At 70.9% G+C, this 16,078-nt stretch carries 18 protein-coding genes; 8 read left to right on the top strand and 10 right to left on the bottom strand.

The annotated features are described in order from the left end of the window. The first annotated feature begins 3 nt into the window (after window positions 1-3). The 4 genes from EUA93_RS06195 (at window position 4) to EUA93_RS06180 (ending at window position 5,579) form a co-directional block, all read left to right on the top strand. The gene (locus EUA93_RS06195; protein WP_129399335.1) at window positions 4-783 is read left to right on the top strand and encodes an ABC transporter ATP-binding protein; all 780 of its coding nucleotides are present in this window, start codon (window positions 4-6) and stop codon (window positions 781-783) included. Next, the gene (locus EUA93_RS06190; RefSeq protein WP_129399334.1) at window positions 783-3,338 is read left to right on the top strand and encodes an ABC transporter permease; all 2,556 of its coding nucleotides are present in this window, start codon (window positions 783-785) and stop codon (window positions 3,336-3,338) included. Before EUA93_RS06195 ends, EUA93_RS06190 begins: the two co-directional genes overlap by 1 nt. Window positions 3,339-3,418: 80 nt before the next feature. Then, the gene (locus tag EUA93_RS06185; RefSeq protein ID WP_129399333.1) at window positions 3,419-4,885 is read left to right on the top strand and encodes a peptide MFS transporter; all 1,467 of its coding nucleotides are present in this window, start codon (window positions 3,419-3,421) and stop codon (window positions 4,883-4,885) included. 1 nt (window position 4,886) lies between these two features. Continuing rightward, a complete protein-coding gene (locus EUA93_RS06180; protein ID WP_129399332.1) occupies window positions 4,887-5,579 on the top strand; it encodes a ZIP family metal transporter in 693 nt (230 codons plus the stop codon). Here the strand turns inward: EUA93_RS06180 and EUA93_RS06175 are convergent. Beyond that, window positions 5,576-6,619, bottom strand: coding sequence for a DNA polymerase IV (locus EUA93_RS06175; RefSeq protein WP_129399331.1), 1,044 nt, complete (start codon window positions 6,617-6,619; stop codon window positions 5,576-5,578). The genes EUA93_RS06180 and EUA93_RS06175 overlap by 4 nt on opposite strands. Window positions 6,620-6,720: 101 nt before the next feature. Between EUA93_RS06175 and EUA93_RS06170 the strand changes: the two genes are divergently transcribed. Then, complete coding sequence (locus tag EUA93_RS06170) at window positions 6,721-6,975, top strand: hypothetical protein (RefSeq protein ID WP_129399330.1); 255 nt, start codon at window positions 6,721-6,723, stop codon at window positions 6,973-6,975. Window positions 6,976-6,984: 9 nt separating this feature from the next. Here the strand turns inward: EUA93_RS06170 and EUA93_RS06165 are convergent, their stop codons facing one another. From EUA93_RS06165 to EUA93_RS06155, 3 genes are read right to left on the bottom strand one after another with little or no spacing between them, the layout of a single operon-like run. Further along, window positions 6,985-8,184 carry a cysteine desulfurase-like protein gene (locus EUA93_RS06165; protein ID WP_129399329.1) on the bottom strand — a complete coding sequence of 400 codons (1,200 nt, stop codon included), beginning with the start codon at window positions 8,182-8,184 and terminating at the stop codon, window positions 6,985-6,987. A gap of 10 nt (window positions 8,185-8,194) precedes the next feature. Next, window positions 8,195-9,142 (bottom strand): succinylglutamate desuccinylase/aspartoacylase family protein, encoded by a 948-nt coding sequence (locus EUA93_RS06160; RefSeq protein WP_129399328.1) that lies wholly within the window; start codon window positions 9,140-9,142, stop codon window positions 8,195-8,197. Further along, on the bottom strand, window positions 9,142-9,645 hold the full coding sequence (locus EUA93_RS06155) for an ATP-dependent zinc protease family protein (RefSeq protein WP_129399327.1): 504 nt from the start codon (window positions 9,643-9,645) through the stop codon (window positions 9,142-9,144). Before EUA93_RS06155 ends, EUA93_RS06160 begins: the two co-directional genes overlap by 1 nt. 64 nt (window positions 9,646-9,709) lie before the next feature. On the opposite strand from EUA93_RS06155, the gene EUA93_RS06150 reads away from it, so the two are divergent. Further along, a complete protein-coding gene (locus tag EUA93_RS06150; protein WP_129399326.1) occupies window positions 9,710-10,897 on the top strand; it encodes a RimK family alpha-L-glutamate ligase in 1,188 nt (395 codons plus the stop codon). 59 nt (window positions 10,898-10,956) lie between these two features. On the opposite strand, the gene EUA93_RS06145 is transcribed toward EUA93_RS06150, so the two are convergent. After that, window positions 10,957-11,673 carry a CDP-alcohol phosphatidyltransferase family protein gene (locus tag EUA93_RS06145; protein WP_129399325.1) on the bottom strand — a complete coding sequence of 239 codons (717 nt, stop codon included), beginning with the start codon at window positions 11,671-11,673 and terminating at the stop codon, window positions 10,957-10,959. A gap of 350 nt (window positions 11,674-12,023) precedes the next feature. Here EUA93_RS06145 and EUA93_RS06140 point away from each other — a divergent pair, with 350 nt between their 5' ends. Beyond that, window positions 12,024-12,521 (top strand): GtrA family protein, encoded by a 498-nt coding sequence (locus tag EUA93_RS06140; RefSeq protein ID WP_165355079.1) that lies wholly within the window; start codon window positions 12,024-12,026, stop codon window positions 12,519-12,521. A 185-nt stretch (window positions 12,522-12,706) separates the two neighbouring features. On the opposite strand, the gene EUA93_RS22185 is transcribed toward EUA93_RS06140, so the two are convergent. Continuing rightward, window positions 12,707-13,549: a collagen-like triple helix repeat-containing protein gene (locus EUA93_RS22185; RefSeq protein WP_275937861.1), complete on the bottom strand. Its 843-nt coding sequence runs from the start codon at window positions 13,547-13,549 to the stop codon at window positions 12,707-12,709. 263 nt (window positions 13,550-13,812) lie between these two features. Here EUA93_RS22185 and EUA93_RS21505 point away from each other — a divergent pair, with 263 nt between their 5' ends. Then, complete coding sequence (locus EUA93_RS21505) at window positions 13,813-13,959, top strand: hypothetical protein (RefSeq protein WP_165355078.1); 147 nt, start codon at window positions 13,813-13,815, stop codon at window positions 13,957-13,959. A gap of 4 nt (window positions 13,960-13,963) precedes the next feature. Here the strand turns inward: EUA93_RS21505 and EUA93_RS06130 are convergent, their stop codons facing one another. Genes EUA93_RS06130 through EUA93_RS06115 form a run of 4 tightly spaced genes read right to left on the bottom strand, consistent with a single transcriptional unit; the run spans window position 13,964 to window position 16,016 of the window. Beyond that, window positions 13,964-14,359, bottom strand: coding sequence for a hypothetical protein (locus EUA93_RS06130; protein WP_129399323.1), 396 nt, complete (start codon window positions 14,357-14,359; stop codon window positions 13,964-13,966). Continuing rightward, entirely contained in the window at window positions 14,356-14,715 is a 360-nt protein-coding gene (locus EUA93_RS06125) for a hypothetical protein (protein WP_129399322.1), read from the bottom strand. Before EUA93_RS06125 ends, EUA93_RS06130 begins: the two co-directional genes overlap by 4 nt. A gap of 14 nt (window positions 14,716-14,729) precedes the next feature. Next, on the bottom strand, window positions 14,730-15,425 hold the full coding sequence (locus EUA93_RS06120) for an EcsC family protein (protein WP_129399321.1): 696 nt from the start codon (window positions 15,423-15,425) through the stop codon (window positions 14,730-14,732). A 30-nt stretch (window positions 15,426-15,455) separates the two neighbouring features. Further along, entirely contained in the window at window positions 15,456-16,016 is a 561-nt protein-coding gene (locus tag EUA93_RS06115) for a TetR/AcrR family transcriptional regulator (protein ID WP_129399320.1), read from the bottom strand. Window positions 16,017-16,078: the final 62 nt, after the last annotated feature.

Here is a 16,078-nt window from a genome sequence, read left to right as displayed (position 1 = left end):
GACATGACGGAGCAGCCCACAGGGGAGTCGACGCGCGGCGTCGCGGCGAGCGCACACGACCTGGTCAAGACCTACGGCAAGGGCGAGGCCGAGGTCCGGGCCCTCGACGGGGTCACGGTCGACCTCATGAAGGGCGAGTTCACGGCCGTGATGGGGCCGTCGGGCTCCGGCAAGTCCACGCTCATGCACTGCCTGGCCGCCCTCGACACGCCCACGTCGGGCGAGGCGATCGTGGACGGTACGTCGCTCGGGTCGCTGAAGGACAAGGACCTGACCACCCTGCGGCGCGAGCGCGTCGGCTTCGTCTTCCAGTCCTTCAACCTGGTCCCGACCCTCAGCGCGGAGGAGAACATCCTGCTCCCCCTGAGCCTGGCCGGCCGCAAGCCCGATCGCGCCTGGTTCGACGCCGTCATCGACGCCATCGGCCTGCGACCGCGGCTGGCCCACCGGCCCAGCGAGATGTCGGGCGGCCAGCAGCAGCGCGTGGCCTGCGCCCGCGCGCTGGTCAGCAAGCCGTCGATCGTCTTCGCCGACGAGCCGACCGGCAACCTCGACTCGACCAGCTCGGCCGAGGTGCTCGGCTTCCTGCGTCGCAGCGTCGACGAGTTCGGCCAGACCGTGGTGATGGTGACGCACGACCCGGTCGCGGCGTCGTACACCGACCGGATCGTCTTCCTCGCCGACGGCCAGATCGTCGACGAGCTCCGCGAGCCCGACCGCGACGCGATCCTCGACAAGATGACCGGCCTCCAGGACATCGCCGCCGCCAAGGCGGCCGGCTGATGCTCCGGCTGACGTGGCGCAACCTGCTGGCCCGCAAGGTGCGCCTGCTGATGAGCGCGCTCGCCATCGTGCTCGGCATCGGTTTCCTCGCCGGCGTGATGACGTTCAGCAGCGGCCTCAACAAGACCTTCGACAACATCCTCGAGGGCTCCACGTCCGACGCGATGGTCCGCCCGGCCGGCGACCTCCAGGCGGCCAACGCCGGGGTCAGCACGGACCAGATGATCCGCCCCGCCGACGTCGAGAAGCTCCGCGCCCTGCCGGAGGTGGAGCAGGCGGACGGCTCGGTCGACGGCATCGGCTCCTTCCTGCTCGGCAAGGACGACAAGCTCGTCGGCGGCCAGGGCGCCCCGACCCTCGCCTTCAACTACACGACCGGCGAGAACATGGCCGGCGAGCCGATCCTCGAGCTCAACCAGGGGGCCTGGCCCGAGAAGCCCGGGGAGGTCGTCCTCGACACGTCCTCGGCCGAGCGCGGGTCGTACACCGTCGGCGACACGGTCACCCTGGTCGTGCCGAGCGGCAAGGAGCCCGAGCGGAAGTTCACCCTGGTCGGCACGGCCGACTTCAACGGCGGCGGCACCGCCGGTGCGACCCTCGTCCTCCTCGACACCGGCGAGGCGCAGGACATCTTCCTCGACGGCAAGGACGCGTTCACCAGCGTCTCCCTGACCGCGGCCGACGGCGTCTCGCAGAAGCAGCTCGTCGACGCGGCGAAGGCCGTCGCGCCGGAGGGCTTCACCGCGGTCACCGGTGACAAGGTCGTGAAGGAGTCCCAGGAGCAGATCGGTCAGTTCCTCGACGTCATCTCCTACTTCCTCGTCGCCTTCGCCGTCATCGCGATAGTGGTCGGCGCCTTCATCATCTTCAACACCTTCTCGATCCTGGTGTCCCAGCGGGTGCGGGAGTCCGCGCTGCTGCGCGCCCTCGGTGCGAGCAAGAAGCAGGTCACCCGGTCGGTCCTCGTCGAGGCGTTCCTGATGGCCGTCTTCGGCGCGAGCCTCGGCCTGCTCCTGGGGCTGGGCCTCTCGCGCCTGCTCGCCGGGCTGTTCCGCAGCTTCGGCCTCGACATCGCCGGCGAGGTGCTGACCCTCACGACCGGGACCGTCGTCGCCGGCTACGTCGTCGGCATCGTCGTCACGATGGTCGCCGCCTTCGTCCCGGCCCGGCGGGCCGCGAAGGTGCCGCCGGTCGCGGCGATGCGCGACGACCTGGTCGTGCAGGAGAAGGGCATGGGCCGCCGCCTCGTGCTCGGCTCGATCGCGATGGTGGTCGGCACGGTGCTGGTGGTCCTCGGCCTCGTCGGCGCCCCGGGCACCGACGCGATCTGGATCGGCGCCGGAGCGGTCATCTGGGTCGTCACGACCGCCGTCCTCGCCCCCGTCCTGGGCCACCCGGTCCTGGTCGTGTGCCGCGCGGTCTTCGGCAAGCTGTTCCGCACGCCCGGCCGCCTCGCCGGCGAGAACGCCCTGCGCAACCCGCGGCGTACCGGCGCCACCGCCTCGGCGCTCATGATCGGCCTCGCGGTGGTCTCGGCCGTCGGCGTGCTCGCCTCGTCGCTGGGGGCGACGCAGGACAAGATCGTCGACGAGCAGTTCACCAGCGACTTCCTCGTGCAGACGCCCAGCTTCCAGGGCTTCCCGCCGCGCTACGGCGACCAGATGGAGCAGGTCGCCGGCGTCGACCTGGTCTCGCGCCAGCAGGCCACCCCGGTCAGCGTGGAGGTGGCGGGCAAGCCGGAGCCGAGCTACGCCGTCGGCGTCGACCAGGCGTTCTTCCAGATCTACGACCTGACGATGCTCGACGGTCGCGCGGCGGTGACCGGTGACCAGGTGCTGCTGAGCGAGGGCCGCTCGGACGACCTCCGCGCCGGTGTCGGCGACACGATCGACGTCTCGTTCCCCGGCGGGAAGATGATCCCGCTGGAGGTCTCCGGCGTCTTCGAGGCCACGCCGACGACCGGTGGCATGACGGTCCCGCTGTCGGTCTTCCGGCAGGCGGGGATCACGCCCAGTGACTCCACCCTCAGCATCACCCTCGACGACGGCGCCGACCGCTACGCGGTGAAGTCCGACCTGGACTACGTCGTCAAGGACCTGCCGATCCTGTCCGTGCAGGACAAGGAGGAGTTCAAGGACCTCATCAGCGGCCAGGTCAACCAGCTGCTCTACGTCATCTACGGCCTGCTCGCCCTCGCCGTGGTCATCGCGGTGATCGGCATCGTCAACACCCTCGGCCTCAGCGTCCTCGAGCGGACCCGCGAGATCGGCCTGCTCCGCGCGGTCGGCCTGTCGCGACGCAAGCTGCGCTGGATGATCACGCTCGAGTCGGTCGCGATCGCGCTCCTCGGCGCCGTGCTCGGCCTGGTGCTCGGGCTGGTGATCGGCGTGGTGCTGCGCGAGTCCCTGAAGGATGACCTCACCGAGCTCGCCCTGCCCCTCGGCAGCCTCGCCGCCTTCCTGGTGGTGGCGGTCCTGTTCGGCGTGCTCGCCGCCGTCGTACCCGCGATCCGGGCGTCCCGGATGAAGGTGCTGCAGGCGATCGCGACCGAGTGAGCGCGACCCCCCGGACGGGACTACCCGACGGGAGGGGGTGGGTGGAGACATCCGGCCGGCGCGGTGGCACTGTGGAGCGAGTGAGTGACGTACGACAGAACACGCAAGAGAAGCGATCGGACACCGCCTTCTTCGGCCAGCCGGGCGTGCTGGCCAACCTCTTCGGTGTCGAGCTGTGGGAGCGGTTCAGCTTCTACGGCATGCAGGGCATCCTGCTCATCTACCTCTACTACACCGCCGCGCAGGGCGGCCTCGGCATCGACGAGGGCGTCGCGACCGGGATCGTCGGTGCCTACGGCGGCGCGGTCTACCTCTCGACGATCCTCGGTGCCTGGCTCGCCGACCGGGTGCTCGGCCCGGAGCGGACGCTGTTCTACGCAGCCGTCTGCGTCATGCTCGGCCACATCGCGCTGGCGGTCCTGCCGGGCCTGAGCGGCGTCGGCGTCGGCCTCGTGCTGATCGCCCTCGGCTCGGGCGGCGTGAAGGCCAACGCGACCTCGCTGGTCGGCTCGCTCTACGACGAGCACGACCCGCGACGCGACGCGGGCTTCTCGCTCTTCTACATGGGCATCAACATCGGCGCCTTCATCGGCCCGCTGCTGACCGGCCTGCTGCAGAAGGAGGCCGGATTCCACTGGGGCTTCGGCGCCGCGGCCGTCGGCATGGCGCTCGGCCTCGCGCAGTACGCGTACTTCCGCGGCCGGCTGCCCGACGAGACCAACCACGTCGCGAACCCGCTCCCGGCGGGACGCGGGACGCGCTACGCCGCGGGTGCGGTCGTCGTGCTCGTGGTGATCGGGGTGCTCGTGTGGGCCGGCGTGATCACCGCCGACCGCCTCTCCAACATCGTCATCGGCATCAGCCTGGTCGCCGCGATCGCCTACTTCGCGGTGATCCTCGCCGACAAGGAGGTCCAGGGCGTCGAGCGCAGCCGGATCTTCGCGTTCATGCCGCTCTTCGTGTGCAACGTGGTGTTCTGGTCGCTCTACCAGCAGCAGTTCACCGTCGTGACGATCTACGCCGACAAGCGCCTCGACCGCAACCTCTTCGGCTGGGACATGCCGGTCTCGTGGGTCAACAGCATCAACCCGATCTTCATCATCGTGCTCGCCGGAGTCTTCGCGGCGATCTGGACCAAGCTCGGCGACCGGGCGCCCGTCACGCCGTTCAAGTTCGGCGCCGGCACCGCGCTGATGGGCGTCGCGTTCTTCGCGTTCCTGCCGATGCCCGGCGGCCAGAACACCGCGCCGCTCCTCGGCATCGTCGGCATCCTGCTGCTCTTCACCCTCGCCGAGCTGCTGATCTCGCCGGTCGGCCTGAGCGCGACGACCAAGCTCGCGCCGAAGAAGTTCGCCACCCAGATGGTCGGGCTCTACTTCCTCTCGATCGCCCTCGGGACCGCGCTCGCCGGCACGCTGGCTGGCTACTACGACGAGACCAACGAGGCGCCCTTCTTCATCTGGGTCGGGCTCGCCTCGGTCGTCACCGGTGTCGTCGTGATGCTCGCGTCGAAGCCGATCCACAAGCTGATGGCAGGCGTCGACTGACGTGGTCGAGGCGCTGGGGTGGGGAGCGCTGGCCGCCAGCTCGCTGGTGGTCGGCGCCGCCCTGGCCCTCGTCCGCTCGTGGTCGGACACCCTCGTCGGGCTGGTCCTCGGCTTCGGGGCGGGTGCGCTGATCGCGAGCGTGTCGTTCGAGCTCGCCGAGGAGGGCCTGCGGATCGGTGGGGCCTGGCCGGTCGCGATCGGCCTGGTGCTCGGCGCCGCGACGTTCTACCTCGCGAACCGGGCGGTCGAGGCGCGCTCGTCCGGAGGAGGTACGTCGCTCGCGCTGGGCGCGTTCCTCGACGGGATCCCCGAGCAGGCGGTGCTCGGCATCGGCCTGGCGCAGGGGAAGGGAGTGAGCGCGGCGCTGCTCGTCGCGATCTTCGTGTCGAACCTCCCCGAGGGGATCGGCTCGGCCGCCGACATGCGCTCGTCGGGACGTACGCCGGTGCAGGTGCTGCGGCTCTGGGTGGTCGTCGCCCTCGCGTGCGCGCTCGCGACGGTGGCCGGCTACCTGGCGGCCGATGCCGCGTCGAGCGAGGTGCGCGCAGCGATCGACGGCTTCGCCGCCGGTGCGCTGCTGACGATGCTCATCGACTCGATGGTGCCGGAGGCGAAGGAGAAGGCGAAGGACCGCGCCGGCCTCGCCACGGTCGCCGGCTTCGCGCTCGCGGCCGGGCTCTCGCTGCTCTCCTAGTAGCCGCCCTCGGGCGGCACCATCTCTCCCCGGACACCGAGGAGGCGGACGGGGCGGGTGTCGTCGAGGGCGAGGTAGAGCGCGAAGGCGGTCTGCGCGATCACCTCGACCTCCAGGGTCGGGGCGGGCAGCTTGCGGACCTTGGTGAAGGTGAAGAACGGCGCGAACCGCACCTTGAGGTGCACCCGCGCCACCTCGCGTCCCTCCTTGCGGCAATCGACGACGACCCGCTCGGCGAGCTCGGTGATCGCGGCCAGCACCTCCTCGGCGGTCGCCAGGTCCTGCTGGTACGTCGTCTCGCGTCCGTGGGCGCGGGCGACCCAGGGCGTGTCGTCGGGCCGGGACCGTCCACCTCCGCGACCGAGCCGCCCGAGGTGGGCGCCGCTCGAGGGTCCGAAGGCACCGACGAGACCCTCCTCGTCGGCCGCGGCCAGGTCGGCCACGGTGCGGATGCCGATGGCCTCCAGCCGGGCGCCGATCCGGTTGCCGACTCCCCACAACGCGGTCGTCGGGCGCGCGCCCATGACCTCCATCCAGGTGTCGCGGGTGAGCATGTAGGTGCCCTGCGGCTTGCCGAAGTCGGTGGCGATCTTCGCCCGGACGAGGGTGTCACCGATCCCGACCGAGCAGTGCAGGCCGGTCGCCTCGAGGACCGCTGCCCGCACCTCGCCGGCCGTCGCGACCGGGTCGTCGGTCTCGATCCCGACGAACGCCTCGTCCCAGCCGAGCACCTCGACCGTCGCGCCGGGGAACGCGCGCAGCGTCTCCATCACCCGCGCCGACGCCTCCTCGTAGACCGGGAAGTCCACCGGCAGGAACACCGCGTCTGGGCAGCGCCGGAGCGCGAGCTTGAGCGCCAGCCCACTGCGTACGCCGTGCTCGCGGGCCTCGTAGGACGCGGTCGAGACGACCGCGCGCTCGGTCGGGTCGCCCCGCCCGCCGACCACCACCGGCTTCCCCGCCAGCTCGGGACGGCGCAGCAGCTCGACCGCGACCAGGAACTGGTCCATGTCGACGTGGAGCACCCAGTGCTGTGGCACGTCGCCATCCTGCCCGAGCCCACCGACACCTGCGCCGCGGAGAACGACGCACACCCGTCGGGGCGGTCCCGCCCCTGCCGCGCCGACGTACCGTCGACGCCATGACCACCGACCAGCCCGAGCAGGACGCCACGGAGCCCGATCCCTACGCCGAGCACCCCGAGGAGTCCGACTTCCCGGCCGCGGGGGAGCGGGTCAGCGACGAGGAGCGCGAGGCCGCGCTCGACGCCGAGCCCGGCGGCAACGCCACGGTCGGCGACACGGTCGACACCGACGACGTCGACTCCAGCGCCGAGGAGGGTACGTCCGGCCAGGAGGTCGCCCAGCAGGCGCGGGGGGCCTACCGTCCGGACTGAGCCGACGACCTAGCCGAGGAGGTCGCCGAGCCCCGCGAGCAGCCGGTCGACGTCGGAGTCGTCGGTGTAGGCAGCGAGCCCGATGCGGAGCCCGGAGTCGACGGACAGGCCGAGGGCGCGGAAGGTCTCGACGGCGTAGAACGTGCCGGCCGGCACGAGCACGTCACGCTCGGCCAGGAAGTCGTACGCCTCCGAGGGCTCGCGGTCGCGCAGCGTGAGGAACAGCGTCGAGGTCCGGTCGGCCGCGCGCGAATGGAGGGTGAGGTGCTCGCCGAACGACGCCAGCCCCTCCTCGATCCGGGTGCGGAGCCGCAGCTCGTGGTCGGCGATCGCGGCGGCGGCCGCGACCAGGCGCTCACGACGATTTCCCTCGACCGGTGACCACGACGCGATGAAGTCAATCGCCGCCGTCGCACCGGAGAGCAGCTCGTAGGGCAGCGTGCCGAGCTCGAAGCGCTCGGGCACGACGTTCGTCGACGGCAGCAGCTTGTCGGGCTCGAGGCCCTCGAGCAGGGCGGGGTCGGCGACGAGGGCGCCGCAGTGGGGCCCGAAGAACTTGTAGGGCGAGCACACGACGAGGTCCGCGCCCATCGCGGCGATGTCGGGAGCCGCGTGCGCGGCGTGGTGCACCGCGTCGACGTACACCAGCGCGCCGACCTCGTGGGCGCGGGCGGCGACGGTGGCCACGGGCGGCCGGGTGCCGAGCAGGTTGGACGCCGCGGTCAGCGCGACGAGCCTGGTCCGGGGCCCGATCACGGACAGGGAGTCGAGGTCGAGCTCGCCGGTCGTCGGCTCCAGCCGCAGCCACTTCACGGTGACGCCCGCGCGCTCGGCGGCCTGCACCCACGGCCGCACGTTGGAGTCGTGGTCGAGCTCGCACAGCACGATCTCGTCCCCGGAGGACCAGGCCCTCGCGAGGGTGCGGGAGAAGTCGTACGTCAGTGCCGTCGCGCTGCGGCCGTGCACCACGCCGCGGGGGTCGGCGCCGAGCAGGTCGGCCACGGCCGAGCGGAAGCCGACGACGACGGCCTCGGCGTTGCGCTGGCTCAGTGTCCCGGCCCCGCGCTGCGACAACGGAGCCGTCATCGTCCGGGCGATCGCCTCGCCGACGACGGTGGGCGTCTGGGTTCCGCCCGGGTTGTCGAAGTGCGCGATCCCCGATCGGAGCGACGGGAACTCGCGGCGGAAGGATGCGACGTCGAAGGACATGCCGGAGACGTTAGTTGGCGATGTGCACGACCGCGTCGCCGGAGTTCACCAGCGGCGCCTCGGTGCGGCCGATCACGATGCCGTCGCGGTTGGCGTAGACCGCGCGCAAGGTCTTGCCGAAGGAGTCGAAGAGGGTGCCGAGCCGCTCGCCGTCGCTGACCTTCTGGCCGAGGTGCGCGTCGAGGTGCAGGATCCCGGTGCGCCGCGCGCGGACCCAACCGCTGGAGCGGCACTCCAGGCTCGGCTCGACGGGCGGCTCGTCGACCGGGTCGGTCATGCCGAGCGCGGCCAGCACCCGGCGTACGCCGATCACGCCGGCGTCGACGGCGTAGTCGTCGAACCGGAGGGGTTCGCCCGCCTCGTAGAGCAGCACCTTGGCGCCCTGCTCGCGGGCGGCGTGGCGCAGCGAACCGTCGCGGATCTTCGCGTGCAGCATCACCGGCGCGCCGAAGGCGGCGGCCAGCTCGCGGGTGCTCTCGTCGTCGAGGTCGGCGCGGATCTGCGGCAGGTTGCTGCGCCGGTCGGAGCCGGTGTGGAGGTCGATGCCGACCTCGCAGCCGGAGACGATCTCGCGCATGAAGAGGTGCGCGATCCGGCTGGCCAGCGACCCGCGGGCGGAGCCGGGGAAGGAGCGGTTGAGGTCGCGACGGTCGGGGAGGTAGCGGTCCCCGGTCATGAAGCCGAGCACGTTGACGATCGGGACGGCGACGAGCGTGCCGCGGAAGGTCTTGGGGTCGAGCCCGGCCATCACCTGGCGCACGACCTCCACACCGGCGACCTCGTCGCCGTGGATGGCAGCGTTGATCCAGGTGGTCGGGCCGTCCTCGCGTCCGTGCACCACGCGCACCGGCAGGGTCACGTCGGATCCGGTGACCAGACGGGTGATCGGCAGCTCGAGGGCACGCACCGATCCGGCGCGGATCCGCACGCCGCCGATCGCGAACGACTCGCGCGCCACTACTTGCCCCAGTTCTTCTTGCGCACGGCGCGGCGCGGGCGGCCACCGGCGTACGACCTCGACGAGTCGACGAGGTAGCCGCGCTCGAGCGCCTCGCGGCCGATGAGCATCCGGAAGCCCATCTCGTCGCGGTTGCTCAGCGTCATCACGGTGGTGATGGTGCGGCCGGCGAGCACCACGTCGAGGGCGACGGCGTACCTCTTCTCCACCTGGCCGTTGCTGCTGCGCACCTCACGGGTGTCGAGGACGGGCAGGCTCAGCTCGGTGTGGTCGTCGTCGGACCTCTGCCACGGGTGGATCGAGAAGCGCACCCAGTCGCGGCCGTCCTCGACGAACACCTCGAGGTCGAAGGCGTGGATCGAGGACGACCGTGCGCCGGTGTCGATCTTGGCCTTCACCCACGGCACCCCGGCCTGCGGGAGCGACACCCACTCGCGCCAGCCGACGATCGTCGCCGGGGCGGAGTCCTCCGCGGGGTCGTGCGTGCTCGGTGTCGCGGCCACGCCTCATCCTCTCAGGTGACTGCCCCCGAAGCGGGTGGCGGTGGGGATGGTTGTATGGCTGACCATGAAGCTCGCCATCCTCTCCAGGGCGCCGCGCGCCTACAGCACCCAGCGCCTGCGCACCGCTGCGCTGGAGCGGGGCCACGACGTGAAGGTGCTCAACACCCTGCGCTTCGGGATCGACCTCACGGGAGACGAGCCCGACCTGCTGTTCCGCGGCAAGCAGCTGTCGACGTACGACGCCGTGCTGCCGCGCATCGGCAACTCGATCACCTACTTCGGCACCGCCGTCGTGCGGCAGTTCGAGCAGATGGACGTCTACACGCCGAACACGAGCTACGGCATCGCCAACAGCCGCGACAAGCTCCGCGCGACGCAGATCCTCTCGCGCCACCGGATCCCGATGCCGGCGACGACCTTCGTCCAGGACCGCGCCGACGTGATCCCGGCGATCGAGAGCGTCGGCGGTGCGCCCGTCGTGATCAAGCTGCTCGAGGGCACCCAGGGCATCGGCGTGATCCTCGCGCCGACGCTGAAGGTCGCCGAGGCGATCATCGAGACCCTCCAGAGCACCCGGCAGAACGTGCTCATCCAGCGCTTCGTCAAGGAGAGCAAGGGCCGCGACATCCGTGCCCTCGTCGTCGGTGACCGGGTGGTCGCGGCGATGCGGCGCGTGGCGCAGGGTGACGAGTTCCGCTCCAACGTCCACCGCGGCGGGTCCGTCGAGCCGGTCGAGCTCGACGAGGAGTTCGAGCGCGTGGCTGTGAGGTCCGCGCAGATCATGGGCCTGCGCGTCGCCGGTGTCGACATGCTCGAGGGCCGCAACGGCCCCCAGGTGATGGAGGTGAACTCCTCGCCCGGCCTCGAGGGCATCGAGGCCGCGACCAAGCTCGACGTCGCCGGCGCGATCATCGACCACATCGACAACCAGGTGGCCTTCCCGGAGATCGACGTACGCCAGCGGCTGACCGTCTCGACGGGCTACGGCGTGGCGGAGATCGTCGTGCACGCCGGCTCCGACATGGTCGGCAAGAAGCTCGGCGACTCCGGGCTCGACGAGCGCGACGTCACCGTGCTGACGCTGCACCGTGGTCCGCAGGTGATCCCCAACCCGCGCAACAAGACCGTGCTCGAGGGCGAGGACCGGCTGCTCTGCTTCGGCAAGCTCGAGGAGATGCGCTCGATGATCCCCGACCGCAAGCAGAAGCGGGTCAAGCGCCTGATGAAGAAGCACCTGCCGCCGACCGACTGATCCCCTCCGCCCACCGGCGGCTGCGGTGGTGGAACGGGCTACCGAGCAGCGTGCTCGGCTCAACGCCTCAGTGTCAGCACGACGCTCACTGCGGCGTAGTAGACCACGTACAGCAGCGACAAGGCGGTGACGACGACGCTCGGGTCGGGGAACTGCAGCAGCATCACGGCGTAGATCACCAGCCACGACCCCGCCAGGAAGAGGTTGAGGCCGCGGGCGGTGGCTGTGCGGGAGGGGTAGACGTACTTGATGGGCACGAAGACCAGCACCACGCAGGTCAGCAGCAGCACCGCGGTCGCTCCGGGGGAGACGCCCAGCACGATCACGTAGAAGGCCAGGACATTCCAGTAGCTCGGGAATCCCTTGAAGAAGTGGTCGTCGGTCTTGGCGTCGGTGCGGCAGAACTGGTAGCTGGACGCCAGGAGCGGCAGGACCGCGAGCAGGGTGCCGAGCCGCCCTTCGGGCAGGTGGCCGCCGTGCCAGAGCAGGAAGATCGGCACGAAGCAGTAGGTGAGGTAGTCGACGATGTCGTCGAGCCGCGCCCCGTCGAAGGCCGGGATGACCTCCTTGACGCGGAGCCGGCGAGCAAGCATGCCGTCGGTGCCGTCGATCAGCAGGGCGAGGAAGAGCCACCACAACGCCGCGATCTCCTCGCCGCCGACGGCAGCTGTCAGGGCGAGGAACGCGATCGCGGTGCCGCTGGCGGTGTAGGCGTGCAGGGCCCAGCCCGCGGCGCGAAGGCGCGGCGAATCCTTGGCGACGTACGTCGCGGTCATGTCGGTAGCTGCCTCTCGGTCACGCCCGGAGGGCGTCTGCGCATGGACCGGATGCTCGCCGCTCGAGCGCCCGTTGTCGTTGGCAACGCTAAGCATGCTGGATCAGGCCGAGCGCCGGGAACAGGACGAGGCCATCGTTCGGATCCACCGATGAAAGACCGTCGCACGCGCTACGCCGCTGTGGTCCGATGAGAGGGACAGGGGTGCCACAATTGCCTCGCCATGCCGCCCGTCCCGTCAGTGCCGAACACCCGAGTGGGATCGCCCACGCTCGAAGGGCGGCTGAGAGGCCGCAGCCTGGGGCCAGGCGAACACCGCGGGCACGTGCTGCGTGTCGCATGGGGTGCCTGGTGAAGGCGTCGTCGAATGCTGAGGTCACCGGCGCGACGGCACGTTGGCGGTCGATCTTCGTACAACTGGTGGTCTTCGCCTGCGTGGGCGCTGCGTTCAACGTGCTGTACGGACTGCTCTACGTCCTCCTCCGGGAACAGCTCGCCGCGCAGCCGGCGAACGCTCTCGCGCTCGTGCTGTCGACGATCGCTGGAACGTTCGGGCATCGCTACGTCACTTTCGGGGTCCGTGGCACGGACCGAACCGTGCAGCACCAGGCGCTCGGGCTCGCCCTTCTGGCCTTCAGTCTCGCCGTGACGGCTGGCGCCCTGTGGTTGCTCGACGCCGCCGTCGCCGAGCCGTCACGTCGGCAGGAGCTGGCGGTCCTCATCGCGGCCAACCTGGGCACGGGCTTGGTGCGGTTCTGCGCATTTCGGATGGCGATGTGGGACCAGCGGGGCTCGATGGATGCACGCGGCACGACCGGGTCGGACGTCTCTGCCACCCGTACGCCCTAGGTGGCCCACGAACACTGGTCGAGATCGCGTCAGCGGACCGCCGGATCCCGGTCGCGCATCCGGATCTGCGGCGATTCGGTCGACGAGGACCCGCGTCCTACTGCCGCGTACCGTCCGGAGCGCGACACTGCGCTCTTCTCGCGCTATGGAATCCCACCGGTGTCTTCCGGGTCGACGTGGTGAGCCTAGGAGCCCGCACTCACGGTCATCGTCAGCCAACACTTGTCGCTGGCCCGCACGCGGCTCACCACCACGGTCAGCGGGTTGGAGCCGTCCGACCACATGGCCTGCATCGTGCGGGTGTCGGTGCCCGAGGCCAGGAAGGTCGTCGGGGCGTTCTGATCCACCTCGCGGCTGTCGCGGGTGGGGCTGACGACCATCGGCCTGGCGGGGGCCGCCGGAGCTGAGCCGACGAACAGTGCCTCCACGTAGTCGAGGTGCTCTGCGTCCGCGCCCGGGGAGCCCACCTGGGGGTGCCGACAGTGAGCGATCACCCTCCAGCCGCCGACGTAGGCATCGACTCTGTTCTCGGAGAAGTCGTCGATGGTGTAGATGTCCGAGTACATCGACACCGTCTTGGTCACGAGCGCCCCAGACGCGCCGGTCGCACCAGTGGCACCCGTCGGACCGGTCGCACCCGCCGGTCCGGTCGCGCCCCTGGGGCCGGCCTCTCCGGGCAGACCGGTCTCACCACGAGGACCAGCCTCGCCCCGATCCCCCTGTGCCCCGGTCGGACCGGCGATCCCTGGTGCGCCGGCGACCCCGGTGGATCCCGCAGCCCCGGCAGGTCCAGCCGGCCCCGCCGGTCCGGGCATCCCGTCGGTGCCCGCGACACCGGCCTCGTTCCACGTCACGGCCCGCTCCCGGCGCGACTTCGGACCGTTGGTCACGCAGGGCAGCTTCTTCGACTCCAGCCGCAGGGCACCGGTCCGGATGTTCTCGCACGCCTGGATCACCGCGTCGGAATCGCTGTTGGCGGCGTAGGACAGCCCACCCACGCCCAGACCGACCCCCGCGGTGGTCACCACGATCGCAACCAGACTGGACTTGGCAACCTTGAATCGAGGCACGACGCTCCCTTGAAGAAGCTGCTGGAGCCCTCACCCTGACATCCACACACCGGGGCTGCAGGAGATCGACAAGAACCGGTTCGACCACGCACAGGACACGTTGACGCGTTTCCCTGCGAACCCCGGGCAGTCGCGCCTAGGCTCGACATCGAACGGCCGCTGGTGACCCGAGACGCCAGCGGCCGTTCGTCGCGCTCAGCACAGGACGAACGGGGGTTCGGATGGCGAAGTCGGGTGGTGCGGTCAGCACCGGAGCAGCGATGCGCCTGGTCCACACGATCGGGGTGATCCGCTGGGTCGCAGTCGGCCTGATCGTCGTCGGCATCGCCAAGAACACGGTGTCCGACGACATCCTCAGCCGGTTCTGACGAGCTATACCTCGCGCGGGCGCGTGTGCCAGAGCCAGGCGATCCCGACGAAGGGCAGCACCAGCGGCAGCCAGCCGTAGCCCGCGCCGTAGTCGGACCACACGGTCTGGTCGGGGAAGAGCTCGGCGTCGAGGACCGTGAGCGTGCCGACGGTGAGCACGCCGACGAGCTCGAAGCAGACCGCGGCCCAGGCCAGGCGGCGCGGCGAGGGCCCGACCTCGGCCAGGCCGAGGGTGGCGGCGACGTAGACCAGCCCGGCGAGGGCGGAGAGCGTGTACGCCAGCGGCGCCTCGGACGCCTTGGTGAGCAGCTGCACGAGGGAGCGGGCCGTCGCGGCGAGGGCGAAGACGCCGTAGACGGCGACGAGGACCCGGCCGGCGCCCGAACGCGTGGAGCTCATGACGGCCACACCTGCTCGACGCGGACGATCACGAAGGCTTGCGCGAGGCCCGCGACCAGCAGGACCGCGGTCGCGCCGCGCGAGCGCTCGGCCAGCGACCACACGAAGCCGATCGGCAGCAGCACCAGCCCGGCGACGAGGTAGCCGAAGAGCGTGACGAGCCCACCGCCGTGCAGGTCGACGCCGCCCACCTGCACCGCCGCGACCACCAGGAGCACCAGCGTCGCGAGCTCGATGACGCCGGCGAAGCCGAGCAGGCCCCAGTCGGGAGTGCGGTCGAGCACGACGTAGACCAGCACCACGGCCGCGAAGGCGAGCGAGGCGATGATCAGCGCGAGGGGGAACCAGCCGTCCACGAGGGTCGATCCTCTCAGGCCTGTGGGAACTCCTCCATCGCGTGGTCGGCGATCTTCTTCATCATCCAGCCGTCGACGCCGCCGCCGATGACGCCACCGGCGACCGGGATGCCGCGGCCGAAGCGAGCCAGCACCTTCTCGCTGACCCCGCGCAGCAGCCGGAAGCCGACGGCCTTGTTGACGACCATGAGCGCGGCGGGTGGCAGGCCCTTGAGGGCGTACGACGTCACGGCGCCGGAGGCCGACGACATGCCGGTCTTCTTGAGGACCTCGTCCGCGTCGGAGCCCACGAGGGTCAGCAGGATCGCGGTGCGGACGCGCGGCTCGCTGACGTCGTACCCGCGCAGCGTGGCGATGGCGCCCACCAACCGCACGGCCTGGAGGTAGAACTCGGCGACGTTGACCGGCAGCGAGACGGGCATCGTGACGAACCCGCCGAGGCCGGTGACGAAGCCGCCGACGCCACCGGTGAGGGTGTGCCGGCGGGCCAGCGCAGCGACCGCCTTCTCCCGGTCGCCGCCTGCCTTGGCGAGGGCTTGGTCGGCCACCGCGGTCACGGGGGACAGCGGGCCGCGGCCCTTGATGCCGACGTCGACGAGCAGGTCGACGAGCTTGTCCACGGCGCCCGGGTCGGGCCGCGGGTCCTCGGCCGCCTCGAGTGCCGATCGCTTGTCCTTCTTGCCCCCGGTCACGAGGTCCTTGATGCCCATGGCCCCACCCTAGGTGGGCCCGGGAAGCGCTCAGGCCAGCGCGCGCTGCGCGGCGAAGAGCGCGGTCTGGATCTCGTCGATCCCGCGGGTCTCCCCGGGGGCGATCCACTGCCCGAAGGAGACCCGGAAGACCGAGATCGCGGCGTCGGCGGCCAGCTCCGCGGAAGGGTCGGCGACTCCCCGGTCGCGCAGGGCCTGCGCAACGGCGGAGGCGAGCGCGCCCATCTTGAGCGACTCGCGCTCGCGCAGGCCGTCCTCGGTGTCGATCGCCTGCTGGCGTCGGCGCGACCACGGTCGACGCTCGTCGGTGAAGAAGGCGACCGATCCGGCGACCGCCGCCTCGGCGAGCTCGCGCGGGCTGGCGTCGTCGGGAGCCGCGGCAACGGCGTCGACGAAGGCGTGGAGCAGCACGTCCTGGCCGTCGAAGAGCACCTCGCGCTTGTCGGCGAAGTGGCGGTAGAAGGTGCGCTCGGTCAGGTCGGCGCGGCCCGCGATCTCGGCGACCGTCGTGGACTCGAAGCCCTGCTCCACGAAGAGGTCGAGCGCGGCGAGCTGCAGCCGCTCGCGTGCGCCCGGTTCCCAACGTGCCATGGGGTGATCCTACGTGATGTCAGGCTCTGACATCGCAGTGCTACTGTGATGACAGAACCTGA

The organism is Nocardioides oleivorans, assembly GCF_004137255.1.
Classification (GTDB): Bacteria; Actinomycetota; Actinomycetes; order Propionibacteriales; family Nocardioidaceae; genus Nocardioides; species Nocardioides oleivorans.
This window is presented reverse-complemented; position numbering and strand designations above follow the sequence as displayed.